Origin of the sequence: Caballeronia sp. EK (assembly GCF_014384845.1) — a bacterium.
Lineage (GTDB): Bacteria > Pseudomonadota > Gammaproteobacteria > Burkholderiales > Burkholderiaceae > Caballeronia > Caballeronia jiangsuensis.
The window spans coordinates 481,371-501,356 of the sequence record NZ_JACSUE010000006.1 but is presented as its reverse complement, the minus strand read 5'-3'; the positions used below and the strand labels follow the sequence as shown (position 1 = coordinate 501,356).

Annotated in this window: 27 protein-coding genes; 16 read left to right on the top strand and 11 right to left on the bottom strand. The window is 64.2% G+C overall.

Going from position 1 to position 19,986, the window contains the following annotated elements:
* Window positions 1-29 precede the first annotated feature (29 nt).
* The 6 genes from IAG25_RS20805 to IAG25_RS20780 form a co-directional block, all read right to left on the bottom strand.
* Window positions 30-818: a class I SAM-dependent methyltransferase gene (locus IAG25_RS20805; protein WP_187606519.1), complete on the bottom strand. Its 789-nt coding sequence runs from the start codon at window positions 816-818 to the stop codon at window positions 30-32.
* A gap of 5 nt (window positions 819-823) precedes the next feature.
* The gene (locus IAG25_RS20800; protein ID WP_035501518.1) at window positions 824-1,603 is read right to left on the bottom strand and encodes an ABC transporter substrate-binding protein; all 780 of its coding nucleotides are present in this window, start codon (window positions 1,601-1,603) and stop codon (window positions 824-826) included.
* A 148-nt stretch (window positions 1,604-1,751) separates the two neighbouring features.
* On the bottom strand, window positions 1,752-2,156 hold the full coding sequence (locus tag IAG25_RS20795; protein ID WP_187606518.1) for an Hsp20/alpha crystallin family protein: 405 nt from the start codon (window positions 2,154-2,156) through the stop codon (window positions 1,752-1,754).
* A 13-nt stretch (window positions 2,157-2,169) separates the two neighbouring features.
* The gene (locus IAG25_RS20790; protein WP_187606517.1) at window positions 2,170-2,604 is read right to left on the bottom strand and encodes an Hsp20/alpha crystallin family protein; all 435 of its coding nucleotides are present in this window, start codon (window positions 2,602-2,604) and stop codon (window positions 2,170-2,172) included.
* A gap of 204 nt (window positions 2,605-2,808) precedes the next feature.
* Window positions 2,809-3,186 (bottom strand): DUF934 domain-containing protein, encoded by a 378-nt coding sequence (locus tag IAG25_RS20785; RefSeq protein ID WP_187606516.1) that lies wholly within the window; start codon window positions 3,184-3,186, stop codon window positions 2,809-2,811.
* A complete protein-coding gene (locus tag IAG25_RS20780) occupies window positions 3,183-4,940 on the bottom strand; it encodes a nitrite/sulfite reductase (RefSeq protein ID WP_187606515.1) in 1,758 nt (585 codons plus the stop codon). The genes IAG25_RS20785 and IAG25_RS20780 overlap by 4 nt, the downstream gene beginning before the upstream one ends.
* Before the next feature lie 212 nt (window positions 4,941-5,152).
* On the opposite strand from IAG25_RS20780, the gene IAG25_RS20775 reads away from it, so the two are divergent.
* On the top strand, window positions 5,153-5,341 hold the full coding sequence (locus tag IAG25_RS20775; protein WP_061116125.1) for a DUF2970 domain-containing protein: 189 nt from the start codon (window positions 5,153-5,155) through the stop codon (window positions 5,339-5,341).
* A 70-nt stretch (window positions 5,342-5,411) separates the two neighbouring features.
* A complete protein-coding gene (locus IAG25_RS20770; protein ID WP_187606514.1) occupies window positions 5,412-6,395 on the top strand; it encodes a 2-dehydropantoate 2-reductase in 984 nt (327 codons plus the stop codon).
* Between the two features lie 7 nt (window positions 6,396-6,402).
* On the opposite strand, the gene IAG25_RS20765 is transcribed toward IAG25_RS20770, so the two are convergent.
* On the bottom strand, window positions 6,403-7,608 hold the full coding sequence (locus IAG25_RS20765) for an NAD(P)/FAD-dependent oxidoreductase (RefSeq protein ID WP_035501528.1): 1,206 nt from the start codon (window positions 7,606-7,608) through the stop codon (window positions 6,403-6,405).
* A 288-nt stretch (window positions 7,609-7,896) separates the two neighbouring features.
* Between IAG25_RS20765 and IAG25_RS20760 the strand changes: the two genes are divergently transcribed.
* Window positions 7,897-8,277 carry a nucleotide pyrophosphohydrolase gene (locus IAG25_RS20760; protein WP_187606513.1) on the top strand — a complete coding sequence of 127 codons (381 nt, stop codon included), beginning with the start codon at window positions 7,897-7,899 and terminating at the stop codon, window positions 8,275-8,277.
* Window positions 8,278-8,359: 82 nt separating this feature from the next.
* Complete coding sequence (locus IAG25_RS20755; RefSeq protein WP_187606512.1) at window positions 8,360-9,541, top strand: acyl-CoA dehydrogenase family protein; 1,182 nt, start codon at window positions 8,360-8,362, stop codon at window positions 9,539-9,541.
* Between the two features lie 11 nt (window positions 9,542-9,552).
* On the opposite strand, the gene IAG25_RS20750 is transcribed toward IAG25_RS20755, so the two are convergent.
* A complete protein-coding gene (locus IAG25_RS20750; protein ID WP_187606511.1) occupies window positions 9,553-9,804 on the bottom strand; it encodes a DUF4148 domain-containing protein in 252 nt (83 codons plus the stop codon).
* Between the two features lie 238 nt (window positions 9,805-10,042).
* Here IAG25_RS20750 and IAG25_RS20745 point away from each other — a divergent pair, with 238 nt between their 5' ends.
* From IAG25_RS20745 to IAG25_RS20725, 5 genes are all read left to right on the top strand, one after another.
* The gene (locus IAG25_RS20745; RefSeq protein ID WP_255503833.1) at window positions 10,043-11,080 is read left to right on the top strand and encodes a M14 family zinc carboxypeptidase; all 1,038 of its coding nucleotides are present in this window, start codon (window positions 10,043-10,045) and stop codon (window positions 11,078-11,080) included.
* Window positions 11,077-11,871 carry an alpha/beta fold hydrolase gene (locus tag IAG25_RS20740; RefSeq protein WP_187606510.1) on the top strand — a complete coding sequence of 265 codons (795 nt, stop codon included), beginning with the start codon at window positions 11,077-11,079 and terminating at the stop codon, window positions 11,869-11,871. Before IAG25_RS20745 ends, IAG25_RS20740 begins: the two co-directional genes overlap by 4 nt.
* Window positions 11,872-11,890: 19 nt before the next feature.
* Complete coding sequence (locus IAG25_RS20735) at window positions 11,891-12,397, top strand: cupin domain-containing protein (RefSeq protein WP_187606509.1); 507 nt, start codon at window positions 11,891-11,893, stop codon at window positions 12,395-12,397.
* Window positions 12,398-12,687: 290 nt separating this feature from the next.
* Window positions 12,688-12,927 carry a hypothetical protein gene (locus tag IAG25_RS20730; protein ID WP_035501540.1) on the top strand — a complete coding sequence of 80 codons (240 nt, stop codon included), beginning with the start codon at window positions 12,688-12,690 and terminating at the stop codon, window positions 12,925-12,927.
* 199 nt (window positions 12,928-13,126) lie between these two features.
* Window positions 13,127-13,957 carry a GNAT family N-acetyltransferase gene (locus IAG25_RS20725; RefSeq protein WP_187606638.1) on the top strand — a complete coding sequence of 277 codons (831 nt, stop codon included), beginning with the start codon at window positions 13,127-13,129 and terminating at the stop codon, window positions 13,955-13,957.
* A gap of 17 nt (window positions 13,958-13,974) precedes the next feature.
* Here the strand turns inward: IAG25_RS20725 and IAG25_RS20720 are convergent, their stop codons facing one another.
* The gene (locus IAG25_RS20720; RefSeq protein WP_035501542.1) at window positions 13,975-14,169 is read right to left on the bottom strand and encodes a DUF1059 domain-containing protein; all 195 of its coding nucleotides are present in this window, start codon (window positions 14,167-14,169) and stop codon (window positions 13,975-13,977) included.
* A 123-nt stretch (window positions 14,170-14,292) separates the two neighbouring features.
* Here IAG25_RS20720 and nthA point away from each other — a divergent pair, with 123 nt between their 5' ends.
* From nthA to IAG25_RS20695, 5 genes are read left to right on the top strand one after another with little or no spacing between them, the layout of a single operon-like run.
* On the top strand, window positions 14,293-14,946 hold the full coding sequence (gene nthA / locus IAG25_RS20715) for a nitrile hydratase subunit alpha (protein ID WP_187606508.1): 654 nt from the start codon (window positions 14,293-14,295) through the stop codon (window positions 14,944-14,946).
* Window positions 14,943-15,617: a nitrile hydratase subunit beta gene (gene nthB, locus IAG25_RS20710; RefSeq protein ID WP_187606507.1), complete on the top strand. Its 675-nt coding sequence runs from the start codon at window positions 14,943-14,945 to the stop codon at window positions 15,615-15,617. Before nthA ends, nthB begins: the two co-directional genes overlap by 4 nt.
* 1 nt (window position 15,618) lies before the next feature.
* A complete protein-coding gene (locus IAG25_RS20705; RefSeq protein ID WP_187606506.1) occupies window positions 15,619-16,416 on the top strand; it encodes a nitrile hydratase accessory protein in 798 nt (265 codons plus the stop codon).
* A 22-nt stretch (window positions 16,417-16,438) separates the two neighbouring features.
* Entirely contained in the window at window positions 16,439-16,825 is a 387-nt protein-coding gene (locus tag IAG25_RS20700; protein ID WP_035501547.1) for a tautomerase family protein, read from the top strand.
* Entirely contained in the window at window positions 16,822-17,523 is a 702-nt protein-coding gene (locus IAG25_RS20695) for a 4'-phosphopantetheinyl transferase family protein (protein ID WP_187606505.1), read from the top strand. The genes IAG25_RS20700 and IAG25_RS20695 overlap by 4 nt, the downstream gene beginning before the upstream one ends.
* A 16-nt stretch (window positions 17,524-17,539) precedes the next feature.
* On the opposite strand, the gene IAG25_RS20690 is transcribed toward IAG25_RS20695, so the two are convergent.
* Window positions 17,540-18,046: a M48 metallopeptidase family protein gene (locus IAG25_RS20690; RefSeq protein ID WP_187606504.1), complete on the bottom strand. Its 507-nt coding sequence runs from the start codon at window positions 18,044-18,046 to the stop codon at window positions 17,540-17,542.
* 258 nt (window positions 18,047-18,304) lie between these two features.
* Between IAG25_RS20690 and IAG25_RS20685 the strand changes: the two genes are divergently transcribed.
* Entirely contained in the window at window positions 18,305-18,820 is a 516-nt protein-coding gene (locus tag IAG25_RS20685) for a metal-dependent hydrolase (protein WP_187606503.1), read from the top strand.
* 27 nt (window positions 18,821-18,847) lie between these two features.
* Window positions 18,848-19,342 carry an LEA type 2 family protein gene (locus IAG25_RS20680; protein ID WP_035501552.1) on the top strand — a complete coding sequence of 165 codons (495 nt, stop codon included), beginning with the start codon at window positions 18,848-18,850 and terminating at the stop codon, window positions 19,340-19,342.
* On the opposite strand, the gene IAG25_RS20675 is transcribed toward IAG25_RS20680, so the two are convergent.
* On the bottom strand, window positions 19,339-19,764 hold the full coding sequence (locus IAG25_RS20675) for a cupin domain-containing protein (RefSeq protein ID WP_035501554.1): 426 nt from the start codon (window positions 19,762-19,764) through the stop codon (window positions 19,339-19,341). The two genes, IAG25_RS20680 and IAG25_RS20675, sit on opposite strands and share 4 nt — an antisense overlap.
* Window positions 19,765-19,986: the final 222 nt, after the last annotated feature.

The window sequence follows — 19,986 nt, the reverse complement described above, 5'->3', positions numbered from 1 at the left end:
CCCGACTGCGTGCCAACGCGCGCTGATTGCTACTGCCTGATCGCGACGAACGCCGCGGTTTCATAAGGCACGGTGACTTCACGCTTGCCGCTCAGCTCGGGTTCGCGCTCGATGAGCTTGCGCACCTCATCATCGATCTCGACGCGCGCCGCTTCCGGCAATGACGCGATGAAACTCGTCGAGCGCACGCGATGCACGATCACATCTTCGGGCGAACCCGTATGGCCGAGCGAGAAATGCGTTTCGACGAGCGGGCCGAAGCCTTCATGCGGAAATGCGTGACGCCACGCGCCAGTGTAATAGCGCGGCGCGTCGCCTTCGTATTTATTGACGATGGCGTCGAGCTTCGCAACCCACGGCACGCGCGCATCGCGCAGATTCCACACGAGGCCGAGGCGGCCGCCCGGCTTCAACACGCGATGAATCTCGTCGAGCGCGGCGCGGCTCGCAAACCAGTGAAACGACTGCGCGCACACGACGGCATCGACCGAAGCATCTTCGAGCGGTATCGATTGCGCGGTGCCCGCGAGCGCCTCGACATCGGGTAGCGTGGCCGCGAGCCTTGCACGCATCGAATCGACCGGCTCGACCGCGATCACGCGCGCGCCCGTCTGCACGAGACGCGGCGTGAACTTGCCCGTGCCCGCGCCGAGATCGACGACGCTCGCGCCGGGTTTCAGCCCGAGAGTCCCGGTGAGCCAGCCCGCGAGTTCCGGCGGATAGTCGGGCCGCCCGCGCACATAGCTATCCGCGTTGGCCGTATAGCCTTGCACGGCTGCGCGATGCACACTGGATTGATCGTTCGCGGGCTGCGTCATCGTGGTTACTCGCCGTAGATATCGAAGTCGAAGTACTTCTGCTCGATGCGCTTGTAGGTGCCGTCCTTGATCATCGCGGCGATGGCGCCGTCGAGCTTTTCCTTCAGGTCGGTGTCTTCCTTGCGCAAGCCGATAGCAGTGCCGGGCCCGAAGATCGCGCTGTCTTCCAGCGCGCCGCCCGCGAAGCCGTAGGGCTTGCCGCGCGGCGTATCGAGAAAGCCGCGTTCCGCCTGCACGGCATTTTGCAGCGATGCGTCCAGACGGCCGGCGAGCAAGTCCTGATACACCTGATCCTGATCCGCGTACGAGACGACTTTCACGCCCTTCGCGCCCCAGTGCGCCTTCGCGTAGGTTTCCTGCATCGAGCCTTGCTCGACGCCGACCGTCTTGCCCGCGAGCGAATCGGCCGTCGGCTGGATGCTCGAATCGCGCTTGGCGACGAGGCGCGTGGGTACATGGAAGAGCTTGCTGGAGAACGCGATCTGCTTGACGCGCGCGGGTGTCATCGACATCGTGGAGAGCACGCCGTCGAACTTGCGCGACTTGAGGCCGGGAATCATGCCGTCGAATGCGTTCTCGACCCACACGCATTTCGCATTGAGACGCCGGCAGAGTTCATTGCCGACATCGATGTCGAAGCCGACCAGCGTGCCGTCGGGCGCTTTCGATTCGAAAGGCGGATAACTTGCATCGACACCGAAGCGGATAGTCGACCATTCCTTCGCATGCACGCCGATCGATACGGTCAGCATCGAACCCAACAACACCGTCAACAGCCTCTTCACGATAGTCCCTTCTTTGCATGAGTTTATGAGTGTAGGCGACGCGAGCCGCCGCTGACGATTATAGAGGCGTGCATGCAGCGCAAAAAGAAAACGGCCGCGAAAAGATCGCGGCCGTTCGAATCAAAACTTATGGGGTTGTTTTCGGCGCTCAGCCCGCGCGCACTTCGACGCGGCGCGGACGCGCTTCCTCGCGACGCGGAATCGTGAGCCTGAGCACGCCGTTGGTGAGATTCGCGTCGATCTTCGCGGTGTCGAAGTCGTCGCTCACCGTGAAGGCGCGAGCGAAACGCGGTGCGCGCAATTCGGCATGATGCACACGCACCGCGCCTTGCACGGGCAGTTCCGCTTCGGCTTCGATGGTTAGGCGGGAATCGTGCACCTTCACGTCGAGCTTCTCGCGCGACACGCCGGGCAGATCGGCCCACAGCGTGATGCCGTGGCTATCCTCGACGATATCGACCGCGGGCGTAACCGTTGCGCGGCGCACCGTGTCTTCGTTCTTGCGCGCCACTTCGTTCGTGCCTTGCGGGGCGACTTGCGTATTCTCGGTCATGATGTTTTCCCTCTTACTGAATGGTGATCGCGCGCGGCTTCGATGCTTCGCGCTTGCCGATGGTGATGGACAGCGTGCCGTTCTCATAGCGCGCTTCGACCTTGTCGGCGTCCGCGTTCTGCGGCAACTCGATCACGCGGCGGAAGCTGCCGACGAAGCGTTCTTTCGCATAGGTGCGGGCGCCTTCCACGGTTGCTTGCGCGCGGCGCTCGCCGCTGATGGTGAGCGTGCCCTTGTCGACGGTCACATCGAGCGATGCGGGTTCGACACCCGGCGCGAACGCGACGATATGAATCGCATCATCGGTGCTGCCGATATTCAGGCGAGGGAAAGCATCCGCGCGGCTCGAACGAATGCTGGAAGGAAGATTGCCGAAGAGCGAGGACACCTGCCGTTGCACGCGGTCCAGCTCCGAGAAAACGTCGCCGCCAAAATAAAAGTCACTCATGGTCCAGTCTCCGATAGTGCGGCCCGACGAGGCCGGCAGCAGGAAGTTGAAACGACAGCGCGCTGTGCCGCTGCCCTTGCATCCAAAGTAGGTGCGAAGGCTATCGTTTCAACACCGGAGAGCTATGTTTCCAGTGCTTTTTATTTTCGCGTGGCGGCTCTTGAAAGGCGTCGAAGCGCGCTCATATCCGTTCGAATGCGCGCTTCAGTGCGACGCCAGATCGCCCTGATAGTAGCCCGCGAAACGCGCGAACTGTCGTTCGGCATCCGCGATATCCACGCCTTCCTTGAGCACCGCGCTCGAAAATCCCGTTCGTTCCATTTGTACGAGTTGATCGATCAACACGTCGCCCGTTGCACGCAAGTCTCCTTCGAAGCCCAGACGTTTGCGCAGCAGATAAGCCTGGCTATAGGCACGGCCATCGGTGAAATGCGGAAAGTGCAGATCGATGCGATCGATATCCTTCAATCGATCTTTCAGCGATTGAGGATCGTCGTCGTTAGAGAGGATCGCGACGCGATCGCGTGTATCCGCGTCGTGATCTTCGAGCGCGAGAATGCGCATGCGTCGCGTGCCGTTCATGCCGTCACCTCATCGTTCGCGCGGGCTGCGTGCGCGGCAGCCTTGAAGGGTTCGGGGCCCACGCGGCGCACGGTGTCGATGAAGCGCTCATTGCGCTCGCGCGTATCGCGATAGGTCGAAAGAATCGCCTCGATCACATCCGGCACTTCGGCCGCGCTGAACGATGGTCCGATCACCTTGCCGGGTTGCGCCGCGCCGCTCGCCGCGCTACCGTCCGATCCGCCGAGCGTGATCTGATACCACTCGCGTCCATCCTTGTCGACGCCCAGCACGCCGATATGCCCGCTGTGATGATGCCCGCACGAATTGATGCAGCCGCTGATATGCAGATCGATTTCGCCGATGTCGTCGAGTTCGTCGAGGTCCTGATAGCGCTCCGTGATGGCCTGCGCGATCGGCAGCGAACGGGCATTCGCGAGCGCGCAGAAGTCGCCGCCGGGACACGCGATCATGTCGGTGAGAAGCTGCACGTTCGCACTCGCGAAGCCCGCTTCGCGCGCGGCTTGCCATAACGCGAAGAGCTCGCTTGCACGCACCCACGGCAGCACGACATTCTGCGTATGCGTCACGCGCGCTTCGCCCGCCGAGAAGCGATCGGCGAGATTCGCGACGATGTCGAGCTGGTCCGCGCTCGCATCGCCCGGCGATTGCAGCAGACGCTTGAACGAGAGCGTCACGATGCGCAGCGCGGGGTCTTTATGCGGAGCCACGTTGCGTTGCAGCCAGCGCGCGAAGAGCGGATGGCCGTGCGGGTCGATGTCGTCGAAGGTCTCAGGCGGGACATTCAGCGCAGGCGGCACGAAGGACGCGCTCACGCGGTCGAGTTCCGCTTGCGAGATGAGATGCGGCGCGCCGTCATGCTCGACGATCTGCCGGAACTCTTCGTCGACGTCATCGATATAGCGCTGGCCTTCCGCCTTCATCAGGATCTTGATGCGCGCCTTGTACTTGTTGTCGCGGCGGCCGTAACGGTTGTACACACGCACGATCGCCTCAATGTAGTTCATGATGTGCCGCCACGGCAGGAACTCGCGCATCGGCGTGGCGATCACCGGCGTGCGCCCCATGCCGCCGCCCGCGCTCACGCGAAAGCCGAGCTCTCCGCTTTCGTTACGCACGAGTTGCAGGCCGACGTCATGCCACGCGGTCGCCGCGCGATCCTCGCTCGCGCCCGTGATGGCAATCTTGAACTTGCGCGGCAGAAATGCGAACTCAGGATGCAGCGTCGTCCATTGCCGCATGATCTCGGCGAAAGGACGCGGATCGGCCACTTCGTCGGGCGCGACGCCCGCGCGTTCATCGCAGGATATGTTGCGAATGCAATTACCGCTCGTCTGGATACCGTGCATGTTCACGGTGGCGAGCAGATCCATCACGTCCGCGGATTTGTCGAGCGGAATCCAGTTGAATTGAACATTGGTGCGCGTCGTGAAATGGGCGCAATGCGTCGGCAGACGTTCAGTGCCGAGCTTGCCTTGCGCTTCGCTCGCGACGCGATAGACCTCGGGATCGGGATCGTCGTATTCGCGGGCGATGCGCGCGAGCACCCGCAACTGCGCACTCGACAGCTCGCCGTAGGGCACGGCCACACGCAGCATCGGCGCATGGCGCTGCACATACCATCCGTTTTGCAGGCGCAGCGGGCGAAACGCATCTTCGCTCAGGCGGCCGTCCTGCCAGCGCTCGAGCTGATCGCGGAACTGCGCGGCGCGGCTCTTTACGAAGGACTTGTCGAACTCGGTGTATTGGTACATGGATGCGGCGCATTGGCAAAGAGAGGGCCAACGATAGAGCGCGCCGCGGCATTCCGAAAGCAGCAGTTGCGATCGATTCGACGGTAGCAGCCGATATTGCGCGTCATTCTGCTACCGCCGAATACACCGCAACTGCTGCTGTTTTTCACATGATGCGGCGCGCAAGATCGATACATGAAAGATCGATTTGGACCCATGCAAAGGAGCCGCTCATGGAACTCTTGAAGATGATGCGCATCGTGTTTTGGAGCTTTTTCGGCGTGCGCAAACGCGCGTCGCACAACGCCGATTTCGCGCATGTGAAGCTGCCGCTGCTGCCGGTCATCGCCGTGATGCTAGCGGGCGCGTTCGGATTGACGCTGCTGACGGTCGCGAAGCTCGCCACCGGTATCGCGCATTGATCGTGCGGCACGAGGGCCGTCCCGCTCTTACAATGGCGATCGGATGATTGCCACGAGCGAGGATCGGACCATGAAAGTTTGCGTATACGGCGCGGGCGCCATCGGCGGATGGATCGGCGTGAAGCTCGCGCAGGCGGGCTGCGATGTCAGCGTGGTCGCACGCGGCGCGACGCTCGAAGCGTTGAAGAAGGAAGGGCTGCGGCTCGTCGAAACCGACGCGACGCATACCGTGAAGGTCGCGACCAGCGCCGAGCCCTCGGATCTCGGCGCACAGGATGTCGTCATCGTTGCGGTGAAGGCGCCCGCGATGGAATCCGTCGCCGCGCATATCGCGCCGCTGCTTTCGAGCGACACCACCGTGCTCACCGCGATGAACGGCGTGCCCTGGTGGTTCTGCGACGGCCTTGGCGAGCCTTTCACGGGCAAGCGCCTGTCGTCGGTCGATCCGCACGGCGCGATCGCCGCCGCGATACCCGGCGCGCAGACCGTCGGCTGCGTCGTGCATGCGAGCTGCTTCGTCGAAGCGCCGGGCGTCATCCGGCATCGACAGGGTAAAGGGCTGATCCTCGGGGAAGCGATGGGCGCGCCGACCGCACGCACCGAATCGCTCGTGTCGCTCTTTTCGAAGGCCGGCTTCGACGCCACGCTCTCCCCGCAGATTCAGCGCGATGTCTGGTTCAAGCTGTGGGGCAACATGACGATGAACCCCATCAGCGCGATCACCGGCGCAACCACCGACCGCATCCTGAGCGACGATCTCGTGCGCGGCTTCGTGACGAACGTCATGCTCGAAGCGAAGGAGATCGGCGCGCGCTTCGGCATTCCCATCGAACAGGCGCCCGAAGACCGTCACGCCGTCACGCTCAAGCTCGGCGCGATGAAAACGTCGATGTTGCAGGACGTGGAGGCGGGCAAGGCGGTCGAGCTCGATGCGCTCGTCGCGTCGGTGCGCGAGCTGGGCGCGATGACCGGCGTGCCGACGCCTTTCACCGATGCCCTGCTCGGGCTCGCACGCCTGCACGCGCGCACGCTGGGGCTCTATCCGGCGGCGTGAGCCAGCCTTACGCTACAACAATTCGCAGCGGGTCCGCGGCCGCGAACGCCTCGGCCCGCTCCGCGCTCGGCGGATAAATCCACTCGGTGTTGATGCGCGTTTTCAGTTGCTTCGCCTGCGCGCCCGACATCTTCACCTCACGCTCCCAGCCTTCCGTATAGACCGCGCCCCACGGGCCCAGATCGAGACACGTCACGTATTTCGGCTGGCTGTACGGAATCGGCGCATCGCCCAGCAAATCCGCCGCGACGTTGTGGCCCGCCGAGCGGCCGAGGTTCATCGCGTGCTGACAGGACATCATCGCGTGATTGCCTTCGTCGTCGGTGGCGGCGTAGGCGACATCGCCCGTCGCGTAGACCGTATCGACACCCAGCACGCGCAGATTGCGATCCACATGCAGGCGGCCCAGCGCATCGCGTTCAGCGGGGATCTGCGCGGTCAGCGCGCTCGCGCGCACGCCGGCGGTCCAGATCACCGTGCTCGCTTCGATGCGCTCGCCGTCTGACGTGCTGAGGCCGTTCGCATCGACCGACGTCACCGCCGCGCCGAGCCGCCACTGCACGCCGAGCGATTCGAGCGCCTCGACGATGACCGGACGCGGACCCGCGCCGAGGTCCGGACCGATTTCCTTGTTGCGTTCGACGATGATGACCCGCACCTTCGCATCCGCGCCGAGCGCAGCGCGCAGCCGCGCCGGCATTTCCGCCGCCGTTTCGATGCCCGTGAAGCCGCCGCCGGCGACGACCACCGTATTGCGCGCGGGCGTATCGGGCTGCGTCGCGAGAGCCTTGATGTGCGCTTCGAGCGTGGCGGCTTCATCGACCTGATCGACGCTGAACGCGTGCTGCGCGAGCCCCGGAATCTGCGGGCGGAACAGGCGGCTGCCGGTCGCCAGAACGAGACGGTCGTAGTTCAACGACGACGGCGTGCCGTCCGCGCCGAGCACGTCGACTTCATTGCGCTCGACGTGAATGCGCTCCACCGTACCCTGGATGAACCTGACGCCCGTGGACGCGAAGATGTCCAGCAGCGGCGCCTTCATGCCCGCGGCATTCTCTTCATACAGACGCGGGCGCACGTGCAGATGCGGCTCCGGCGCGATCAGCACGACTTCGATATCCGTCCGGCCGTGCTGATCGATGAGACGCGCGGCGGACAGGGCGCTCCACATGCCGGCGAAGCCGGCTCCGACTACCAGAATGCGCTTGGACATTTCGATGCTCCTTGGAATTCGATATTGGGTCGCTCGACGGACGGTCTTCGTCGTCATCGATTAACTGCGATTCTATGAGTCGTAGTTAATCGGCGCAAGAAAATTGTCCTGCCCGTGTCAAATTGTCTCGAATTCGCGGATTCGAACCTGATGTATGCGAGTTTCCGACATCGCCGCATCGATCTGGGATATGTCGAGGCGTAGTTTGGAAGCAAAGAGCGGCAAAAGGCGAAGGCGTTCCGCGGTCGCGCTAAGCTAAGGCACACAACGAAACGTCAGAGGAAGACCATGGAGCAGCAGAATCAGCAGGAAGGCGCGAGCGAGCTCGTCCAGATGCGCGACATGCTGCGCGAGTTCGTCCGCGAGCGGGACTGGAGCCGCTTTCATTCGCCGAAGAATCTCGCGGTGGCGCTGTCCGTCGAGGCGAGCGAGCTGCTCGAACCGTTCACATGGCTCGCCACCGGCGAAAAGGCCGAACTCGACGAAGCGAAACTGCGCGCGATCCGTCACGAGATGGCCGACGTCCTCGCGTATCTCGTGATGCTCGCGGATTCGCTCGACGTCGATCTGCATCTCGCGCTGATCGAAAAAATGGCGCTGAACCGGTCGAAGTATCCGGCGCACAAGGTGAAGGGCGACGCGCGCAAATACACCGAGTACGACGAGTGAGCATGTACGGGCAAAGCCTCTGGCGCACGGTACGTCCGCGCGGTTAAGCTTCAAGTCAGCCTGTTCCCTTAGAGGATTGCCGATGGACTTTTCCCTCTCGCCCGAACTCACCGATCTGCAGGCGCGCGTGCGCGCTTTCATCGCTGAAGAAATTATCCCCTTCGAGCGCGATCCGCGTTGCACGCCGCACGGCCCGAACGAGGCGCTGCGCGCCGAACTGGTCGCGAAAGGGCGCAAGGCGGGGCTGTTGTCGAGTCACGTATCGCCCGAATTCGGCGGCCTCGGCCTGAATCACGTCGCCAAGGCCATCCTGTTCGAAGAAGCGGGCTATTCGCCGCTCGGTCCCGTCGCGCTGAATATCGCCGCGCCCGACGAAGGGAACATGCATCTGCTCGAAGCCATCGCCACGCCGCAGCAAAAGGAGCGCTGGCTGCGTGCGCTCGCGGCGGGCGACATCCGCTCGTGTTTCTGCATGACCGAGCCGTCGCCGGGCGCGGGCGCCGATCCCTCGATGTTGCAGACCATCGCGGCGCAGGACGGCGACGAATACGTGATCGATGGACGCAAATGGTTCATCACCGGCGCGGAGGGCGCGGCGGTCGCGATCATCATGGCGAAATTCGCCGACGGTCCCGCGACGATGTTCCTCGCCGACATGTCGAGCGCGGGCATCGTCATCGAGCGTGCGATGGATTCGCTCGACACGTGTTTTCCTGGCGGCCACGGCGTCGTGCGCTTCGAGGGCTTGCGCGTGCCGAAAGAGAACGTATTGGGCGAGCCGGGCGAAGGCTTTCGTTATGCGCAGGTGCGGCTCTCGCCCGCGCGTCTCACGCATTGCATGCGCTGGCTCGGCGCCGCGCGGCGCGCGCACGATGTCGCGACGGCATATGCGCGAGAACGTCAGGCGTTCGGCCGCGCGCTGGGCGAGCACGAAGGCGTCGGCTTCATGCTCGCGGACAACGAAATGGATTTGCACGTGACGCGCCTCGCCATCTGGCACTGCGCGTGGGTGCTCGATCAGGGCGTGCTCGGCAAGCACGAGTCGAGCATCGCGAAGGTGGTGTCATCGGAGGCGCTGTGGCGCGTCGTCGACCGCGCGGTGCAGGTGCTTGGCGGTCAGGGCGTCACGCATGAAACCGTCGTCGCGCGGATCTTCGCGGACATGCGCGCCTTCCGGATCTACGACGGTCCGTCGGAAGTGCATCGCTGGAGCATCGCGCGGCGCATTCTGCGCGGGCAAAAGCCGCGCGTCGAATCAGCCTGACGAATGCCGTCTCACTGCACCGAGGTTTCGCCGCGAGCCTGGCGTTGCGCGATGATGCGGCTCGCGCGCATTGCATTCTCGGGATAGTTCAGCCAGTCATTCGGATCGTAGCCGACCGAGCGCCAGAGCAGAAATTCCTGCCGGACCTGCGCGCGGGTTTTCGGTGCGTTCGGATCACTGGTTTGCGCCTGCGGTTGCGCGAGCGCGGAGGCCGCGCAGCACAATGCCAGCGCGCCGACGATGAAACGGGGAATGGATGACATGACGAATCCCTCACACCGCATGACACGGCGATTTCATTCTAGGTGACAGAACGAAAACGTGCAGAACCCGTTTTGGTAGCGCACCGTACATTGATTGCGTTTTGCGTGCGCGCGGCGTGATATTCGATATGTCGTGTACTGGTGAAGCGCCCTATACTCGATTTTTTCGGGCGGGGAGTGCCGCGCAACACCGAGCCATAGCCTGAGCCAACGAATACACGACAAAAAGGCCGCCGTCATGAGCACCTCGAGCGTCGCCGTCACCAGCAGTTTTCCGGAGATGGACGAACTGAAGGCGATCCGCATCGCGGGTGGCGCGCGCTTCGCGTGGCGCACGATGGGCGAAGTGCGCGCACGCCATCAATCGTTTCCGATCCTGACCGCATCGATCGGTTCGGACGATCCGCAAGCGCCCGCGATCGGCTTTTTCGGCGGCGTGCATGGGCTCGAATGCATCGGCACGCAGCTCGTGCTCGAATACATGCGCGCGTTGTTGCGCCGCCTCGAATGGGACGACACGCTGCATCATCAATTGCGCGCGATCCGTCTCATCTTCATGCCGATCGTCAATCCCGGCGGGATGTTCGCGCGCACCCGCGCGAATCCGAACGGCGTCGATCTGATGCGCAACGCGCCGCAAAGCGCCGAGGGACGCGTGCCGTTTCTGGCGGGCGGCCAGCGCATCGGGCCGTGGCTGCCGTGGTATCGCGGGCCGGTGGATGGCCGCATGGAAGTGGAGAGCGCGGCGCTGCTTTCGGTCGTCGAGGAGCAACTGATGTCGCGGCCGCTCAGCTTCGCGCTCGATTGTCATTCGGGATTCGGCTGGGACGACAGCATCTGGTTTCCGTACGCGCGCACCGAGCGTCAAATGGCGCATCTGCCGGAAATGTTTCTGCTGAAGACGATGTTCGAGGAATCGTATCCGCATCACGGCTACGCATTCGAGCCGCAGAGCCATCAATATCTGCTGCACGGCGACCTGTGGGACTTCGCGTACGACCGCTCGCGCGCGCCTAACATCTTCTTGCCGATGACGCTCGAACTCGGCTCATGGCGCTGGATTCGCAAGAATCCGATGCAGATGTTCTCGCGTCTCGGCATCTTCAATCCGATCAAGGCGCATCGCACGCGACGCGTCTTGCGGCGTCATCCGAACTTCTTCGATTTCCTTACGCGCGCCGCGTTTTCGTCGCGGCGCTGGCTGCCGAGCGGCGAATTTCGCGAGGACGTGTTGCGGCGCGCGCGCGAGCACTGGCAGCGCACGGGCACGTCATGAGCGACTGGGTGCTCCTGCGCGGTCTCACACGCGAAACGCGTCACTGGGGCGCGTTCGATGCGGCGCTCGTCGCGCATGGGCTCGTCGAAGAAGGTGAGCGCGTCGTGTGCATCGATTTGCCGGGCAATGGCGTCGAACACGCGCACGCGGCGCCGCATTCCGTCGTCGCGATGATGGACTTCGTGCGCGAGCGCGCCGTGTCGCTGAAGCTGCGCTTTCCATGTCGCGTGCTCGCGATGTCGCTCGGCGCGATGGTCGCGGCCGCGTGGGCCGAACGTCACGCGGGCGAGATCCAGCGGCTCGTGCTGATCAACACCAGCATGCGTCCGTTCGCGCGCCTGCCCGAACGTCTGCGTCCCACGGCATGGCCGATGCTCGCCCGGATCGCAATGACATGGACACAACCCGAACAATGCGACGCGATGATATTCGACCTCACATGCAACCGCGCGGACTCGCGCGATGCGGACATCGCGCACTGGGCGCAGCTTCGGCGCACGCATGGCGCGAGCGCGGCGAACGCGCTGCGGCAGCTCGCGGCGGCGGCACGCTTTCACGCGGCTCGCGATGCGCCGCGTTGTCCGGTGCTGCTGCTGTCGTCGGCGGCTGACCGGCTCGTCGATCCAATATGCTCGGCGCGCATCGCGAAGCAATGGCGCGCGCCGCACAGGGTGCATCCGTGGGCCGGCCACGATCTGCCGCACGACGATGCCGAATGGACGTGCAACGCGATCGCCGCGTGGCAAGGCGAACACGAATGCACGCGCGACATTCGCGCGACAAGCGCATGACTTCGATCATCAAGACACCATGAAAACGCCCATCGTCAATCTCGATACGCTCGATCCTCAACCGCTGCCGCCCGAATTCGCGCCGACGGGCGCAGCCGCAGAACGTTACGCGCCGCGCATCGCGCGTATCGGCGGCATGGTCGGCGCGAAGAAGCTCGGCTACAGCCTCATCGTGCTCGAGCCGGGCAAGCGCGCGTTTCCGTTTCATCATCATCGCGTGAACGAGGAGATGTTCTTCGTCATCGAAGGCGAGGGCGAAGTGCGGCTCGGCAAGGACACGCATCCGATTCGCGCGGGCGATGTCATAGCCTGTCCGCCGGGCAATGCCGAAACAGCGCATCAGATCGTCAATACGAGCACGCAGACGCTGCGCTATCTCGCGATCAGCACGATGCAGTCGCCCGAAGTGGTCGAGTATCCGGATACGGGCCGCCAGGCCGTGCTGGTCGTCGATGAACCCGGCGTGAAAGGCCTGCGCGCCGTCTTTCGCGCAAGCGATTCGCTCGGCTACTGGGACGGCGAGTGAATCCTGCGCAGGCATGGCCTTTCGAACGCTTACTGCATGCAACGATCGCGACCTTCGTGCTTATTCTTGTTAATTCTTGTAAAGCGTGTGCGGTTATGGCCACGCATAGGGAAACCTCGTGTTGCAACGCAGCATCGCATTGCGTATGCTGTTCCTGGCGGGTGGCATGAGCCTCTCGCTTCACGCATCGAGAAGCATCGACACGAACATTCAAACGCCGGTACGCACAGAGCGTTTCATCGGGCAGGGCCGGTAAGCATTACGGGCGTCTGCTTGAAGGAGCCGCACATATGGAACAGACCACATCGTCGAAACCGACTCTGCATATCTTCCATCAGGAAGGCGGGTGGCATTGGGGCATCACCGTCGAGCGAGCGGCGGGAGGCGGAATGAAGGTCGTCGCGTATAGCGACGAAGGCTTCGATTCCGAAGAAGCAGCGCGCGAGGACGGCGAGCACGTCCTGCGCTCGGAAGACTGGCGCTCGCGCCAGAGTTTCAGCCGCGGCGAGCGGCGCCAGGGGTACTCCTGACCGGGGCGAACACGTTCGCGTCTTTATCCCTCCGCGGTTCCGCCACTCCCCGTTGTACCCATCCCTCGCTGCATCTTTCCCCTGCATCAGAAACGCGCGACACTGAACGCACCTGCATTTCGACAAGGCGTTTCACATGCCGTCCGTTCCCTGTCCATCTGACGCCGCACCCGACGATCCCCGCTTCGCCATACGCCGCATGACGCCGCGCGATGTCGATGTCGCGCTCGACTGGGCCGCGACCGAAGGATGGAATCCGGGCCTCGACGACGCCCGCTCGTTCTTCGCCGCCGACTCGCACGGCTTCTTCGTGGGCACGTGGGACGGCGCGCCGGTCGGCTGCATCTCCGCGGTCGCCTATGGCGATGCATTCGGCTTCATCGGCCTGTATATCGTGTGCCCGGAATGGCGCGGCAAGGGCTTCGGCATGCGCCTGTGGAACGAAGGCATGCGCTATCTCGGCACGCGCAACATAGGGCTCGACGGCGTGCTCGCGCAGCAGCCGAACTATCGGAAATCGGGCTTCGTGCTCGCGTATCGCAACGTGCGCTATGAAGGCATCGCGTCGGCGGATGAAGGTTCTGTCGATGGCGTGACGATCGCCGATGCGTCAGCCGTTCCCTTCGATCGCCTGCTCGGCTACGACACGCGCATGTTCGCCTGCGAGCGCGCCGCGTTCCTGCGCGCGTGGCTGTCGCAGCCGCAAGAGCACGCGCGCGCACTCGCCGCGCTCGATGGCGACGCGGTGCGCGGCCTCGCCGTGATCCGGCGTTGCGGCATGGGTCACAAGATCGGTCCGCTTTTCGCCGACGATCTCGCGACCGCGCGTGCGCTGTATCGCGCGCTCGTGTCCGTGCTGCCGGGCGAGACCGTGTTTCTCGACGTGCCCGAAAGCAATCCCGCCGCGCTCGCGCTCGCCGTCGAGCACGACATGAAGAGCGTCTTCGAAACGGCGCGCATGTACAAGCGAGCGGCCCCGGACGTGCCGCTTGCGAACGTGTTCGGCGTGACGACTTTCGAACTCGGCTGAAGACCGGCGAACCGCGATCACGCAGGCGGCGCGCCCTCGTGGAAGAAGGTCTTCAGCTGTGAGCGCAACTCGGGCGAATCGGTATGCTGATGCACCGCGACCGCATGCTGCACGGCGGCTTCCATCAGTTCGTCCTCGGTGTCGGCGGAAAGAGCGACGCTGCACTTTACGTCGCTCGGGCATTCGCGGCAATCGATGTACTTGCGTGTCATGGCATCCTCCTCGCATGAGACGCTGATCAAAGTATAGGCGGCGTGCAGGCGGCCGTATCGACGTTTGCACGCGCGCGCGCACTCCGGTAACGTGTGACGTCTGTGCCATTCGCGAGTCCGCACATGAGCCACGATCATCCTCATCATCACGATCACGATCACGATCACGAAGGCAGCGCGCTGCCGGAGATGGATTTGCGCGTGCGCGCGCTCGAATCGCTGCTGGTCGAGAAGGGCTATATCGATCCGCAGGCGCTCGATGTCTTCGTCGAGACTTACGAGAACAAGGTCGGGCCGCGTAACGGCGCGCGCGTGGTCGCGAAGGCCTGGCGCGATCCGGCGTTTCGCGCGTGGCTGCTGGACGACGCCAGCGCCGCCATCGCGTCGCTCGGCTACACCGGGCGGCAAGGCGAGCACATGGTCGCGCTCGAGAACACGGAGGACGTACATAACATGGTGGTCTGCACGCTGTGCTCGTGCTATCCGTGGTCCGTGCTCGGGCTGCCGCCCGTGTGGTACAAGTCCGCGCCTTACCGCTCGCGCGCGGTGATCGATCCGCGCGGCGTGCTGAAGGACTTCGGCGTCGCATTGCCTGAACACGTCGAGTTGCGCGTGTGGGATTCGACCGCGGAAGTGCGCTATCTCGTCGTGCCGATGCGTCCCGCCGGCACGGATCATCTCGACGAAGACGCGCTGGCGGAACTCGTCACGCGCGATTCGATGATCGGCACGGGCCTCGCGCTCGCGCCATCGCAGGCAACGGGAGCATCGGCATGAACGCGGCGCACGACATGGGCGGCATGCAGGCATTCGGCCCCGTCGAAATCGATGCCTGCGACATGCCGGGCGCATCGCCGTTTCATGCGGAGTGGGAGCGGCGGGTTCTGGCCGTCACGCTCGCGATGGGCGCAACGGGCCAATGGAACATCGACACGTCGCGTGCCGCGCGCGAAAGCCTGCCGCCCGCGCAGTATCTCGGCAGCAGCTACTACGAAATCTGGTTCGAGGGTTTGAAGAAGCTCTTGATGGCGAAAGGACTAGCGAGCGCGGACGAAATCGCGAGCGGCCGCTCGCAAGCCGGCGCGAAGCCGAATGTGCGCGTGCTGAAGGCGGCGGACGTGAGCGCGGCGCTGTTGCGCGGCGCGCCGGTCGAACGTCCGGCGACATCGCCGGCGCGCTTCGCTGTCGGCGATGAAGTTCGCACGAAGCTGATGAATCCGCCGACGCACACGCGTCTGCCGCGCTATTGCCGGGGCAAGCCCGGGCGCATCGTCGCGGTGCGCGGCACGCATGTGTTCCCCGATGAAAACGCGCTCGGCAACGGCGAGCGTCCGCACTGGCTCTATACCGTGCGTTTCGATGCGCAAGCGTTGTGGGGAGCGGACACGACCGCGTCGTCGGTGTGCGTCGATTGCTGGGAACCTTATCTCGATGCCGCGCGCGCGTGACATGACCTCGAACGAATCGAAGCTGCATGAGTTGCGCGCCGTCTTGCCCGAACTGCCTTTCAACGAGGCCGGACCCGTGTTTCGCGCGCCGTGGGAAGCGCAGGCTTTCGCGATGACGCTCGCGCTGTACGAGCGCGGCGTGTTCACGTGGAAGGAGTGGGCGCACGCGTTGAGCGTCGCGATCAGGGACGCGCAGGCGGCGGGCGATCCCGACCACGGCGATACCTACTACACGCACTGGCTGAGCGCGCTCGAACGCCTCACGGCCGAAAAGGGCTGCGTGAGCGAGGAGACGCTCGCGCGCCGGCGCGTCGAATGGGACGAGGCCGCACGCGCCACGCCGCACGGCCAGCCGATCGTTCTGAAGCGCATGCAAGGACTGCCACCCGCGACCCTCGATGCGTATCAAGCGGCGATTTATCGAATCGATGCGCAGCCGGGCATCGATATGAAAATCGGCGTCGCGAATGCCGAAGCGGCGTCGTTGCTCGCGCAACACGATGTCGCGAGCGCCGTGTTCGTCACCGCGTTCAATCCGTTCGGGCAGGTGCTCGCGCCCGAGGAGAACGCGGCGCGTCAGCGCAAGCTGATCGAGCGCGTCGGGCACATGGGCTTGCGCGCGCTGCCGGGCGAAGGCATCGATCCGAAGAACATCTGGCTGACCGAGGCGAGCCTTCTCGTGCTCGGCGCGACGCACGCCACCGCCGATGCGCTGATGACCGAATTCGGGCAGAACGCGGTCGTGCATATCGATCGCGCGGGCTTGCCGCGACTGCTGCTGCATCCTGACTATCGCTGAAACCATTCACGAGGAGAAACTCATGCCGCTCGTTCGCATCGATCTGCAGAAAGGCAAGGACAGCGCATATCGCACGGCCATCGGCGACGTGGTGTACGACGCGATGCGCACGACGCTCGACGTGCCCGAGAACGATCGCTTTCAGATCGTCGCCGAGCATGGCGCGACGGATTTCATCGTCGATCGCACGTATCTCGGCATCAGCCGCACCGACGATTGCGTCGTGATCCAGGTCACGCTCAACGAAGGCCGCGATGTCGTGAAGAAAAGCGCGTTCTACAAGGCCGTCGCCGATGGCCTGCACGAACGCCTGAAACTGCGGCGCGAGGACGTGTTCATCAGTCTCGTCGAAGTGAAGAAGGAGAACTGGTCCTTCGGCAACGGCGAGGCACAGTACGCACCCAAATGACGGCGACGACGATTCCCTTCGACATTCAACCGATGCCGCTTCCCGCCGATGCGCCCGCAGACGTGCGCGTATGGCAGGTTCAAATCGATTTCTCCGCGCCGCTCGACAGCGCCGCCTACGCCGCGATGAACGCGAGCGAGCGCGCCCGCGCCGCGCGCTTCCTGCGTCACGCCGATGCCGCGCGTTTTGCCACGCTGCGTTGCGCGCTGCGGCATGTGCTCGCCGCCGATACGGATCGCGATGCCGCGAGTCTCATGCTCGACGCCGACGACCGCGGCAGACCGTTCCTCGCGGATCCGGACGCGCCCGATTTCAACGTGTCGCATTCGGGCGCGTTCGGTCTGATCGCGGTATCGCGGGAAAGGCGTGTGGGTGTCGATATCGAAGAAGCGCGCGCGACGTTCAAATGGCGCGAACTGGCGCCCGCCGTGCTGGCCGACATGGATCGTCGCGAGATCGAAGCGCTACCCGACGAGCCCGCGCAGAACGCCAGGTTCTTCGACTGCTGGACGGCGAAAGAGGCGGTGCTGAAGGCGCACGGCGTGGGCATCGGCGGCGCGACGATCACGATGACGAGCTTTTCAGTGCTGCCGCGCAAAGGCGATCGTTATGCGCTCACGCGCGAAGCAGGCGCGTTCGGCGCGGCTTCGCTGGAAGCGCCTTCTGGATACGCAGCCGCGCTCGCCTGGTCATATTGATGCAGCGCAGCGACGCTCACGCCGCCTTGGTACGCGCGAGATCGCGCTGCGTGAGATAGAGCCGCAAGTCGAATTCGATCTGATGGTAGCCCGGCTGCATCAGCTCGCACAGCCGATAGAACGCCTTGTTGTGATCGCTTTCCTTCAGATGCGCGAGTTCATGCACGACGATCATCCGAAGAAACTCGGGCGCGGTGTCCCTGAACAGCGACGCGATGCGGATTTCCTTCTTCGCCTTGAGCTTCGCACCCTGGACGCGCGAGATCGCGGTGTGCAGACCGAGCGCGTGACGCAGCACGTCGAGCTTGCTGTCGTAGAAGACCTTGTCGATTGCGGGCGCGACCCGCAGAAACTCCTGCTTCAGGTCCGAGCAATACTGATAGAGCGCGCGGTCGGACTGAACCGCGTGCTTGCTCGGATAGCGTGCGTCGAGATAAGCGCCCAGTTGTTGCTGGGCGATCAGTCGGCGCACCTTGTCCTGTAGCGTGTTCGGGTAGGCGCTCAGGTATTTCAGCTGTTGCATGACGGCCGGATGGGTATGGATACGTTCAATGCCTGATGCGCAGGCGGGCGTGGGACGCATCGGCAGCGTCCGCAGCGTGAATTGCGCAGCAATCTAGCAACCATTTTAGTCAACGCCGCGCCGCCTCGCCGCCGTTGTGATCACAAGCGTGTTTCGATGCGCGCAATTCCGTAAGTTTATGTTTCAGCCCGGCTCCGGATGGGCCCGCCGTGCGAACATGCGCGCTCTTCAGGTACGGGCGACAAAGGCAGGTTTTTCATGGCATCGAGCAAGGCGCATCATGCAACCGGATGGGCGGCGGGCATCATCGCGGCGGCGGTCGTGATGCATCCGGCGCGGTTCGCGGATGCGGACATGATGTCGGGCGCGCTGGCGCTGGTGGCGGGCATCGTCGGCGCCACCGCGCCCGACTGGCTTGAAGTCGCATGGTGGACGCGCGCGCGCAGGCTCTGGATCACGCATCGCACGCTCACGCACTGGGGCATCGGCTGGGCCGCGCTGCTTGCGCTTTCGTATCACTTTCTCGGGCGGCATCCGGCAGCGCCGGTCGCGTTCGGCTTCGCGTGCGGCGGCCTCATGCATCTCTTCGCCGACTGGCCGAATCCGCTCGGCGTGCCGTGGATCGTCGGGCGTCATTCGCTCAGACTGTGGACGAGCGGGCATTGCGATCTGATCATCGTCGCCGCTTCGTGGGCCGCGGCGCTGTTCGTCGTCGACGATGTCTGGTTTCATCATGCCTATGGGCGCATGCTGCTCAATGCGCTGCATATCTAGCACGACATCGCGAGGAGTCACGTTTCCATGCAACCGAACCCGATGCGCAATCGCTTCCTTCTCTTCTTCGCCGCGTTGCTCGCGATGCTCGCGCTCGACGGCTGCGCGGGCTTCTTCAACCGCGACGCGATGCGCGTGACGGTCGCGGGCATCGAGCCGCTCGAAGGCCAGGGGCTCGAAATGCGCTTCGCCGTGAAGTTGCGCGTGCAGAACCCGAACGATGCGCCGATCGACTTCGACGGCGTCGCGCTCGATCTCGATCTCAACGGCCGCGCGTTCGCGAGCGGCGTGAGCGACCAGCGCGGGACGGTGCCGCGTTTCGGCGAGACGGTGGTGTCGGTGCCGGTGACCGTATCGGCGTTCTCGGTCGCGCGCCAGGCGTTCGGCTTCGCGAACGGCGGTACGGTCAGCAAGGTTTCGTATGCGGTGCGCGGCAAGCTCGCGGGCGGCGCGTTCGGCGGCGCGCGCTTCGCCGACAGCGGCTATGTCGATCTTCCGGGAATGGGCGCGGCCGGCGACTAGGACGCCGACGCTTCCCGCGGATCGTACGGCACGACGCGATCCGCCTCGTTGGCATCGTTGCGCGCGATCACGGCGCGGGCAGGCTCGGTCGCGCTCAGATTGACCGGCTGATGCGGCACGCCGGGCGGAATGAACACGAAGTCGCCCGGCTCGTTGATGACCGATTCCGCCAGTCCCGGCCCATAGCGCGTCTCGATGCGCCCTTCCAGAATATAGATGCCCGTCTCGTAGCCCACGTGGACATGCGGCTCGCCACGCCCGCCCGGCGGCACGACGACCAGATGCATCGCGAGGCCGCGCGTGCCGGCCGTCGCCGCCGACAAGCCGATGAAATAGGGCAGATGCTGGACCGTGGCGAGCTTCTCCTGCGGCCGCACCGTGACGACCGTTTGCTGCGCTGTCTCTTGCGTGGTGACCTGCATGGGTACTCCTCCGTCGGTTCGATGCGCCGCTCTCGACGATAGCCGAAAGCCGATGTCGCGCAAAGGTCACGCGGCGAGGCTAAGGTACCGGAAATGCGCGCACCGTGTTTGTGCAACCGCACATGCCCGACCCGGGGCCAAAGGCGCGGGCCGGCGCATAATCTCGTTGATTGACTGAAGAGTGTGCCGCAACCGCATCGCAACCGAAAGACTCGGGAGGAC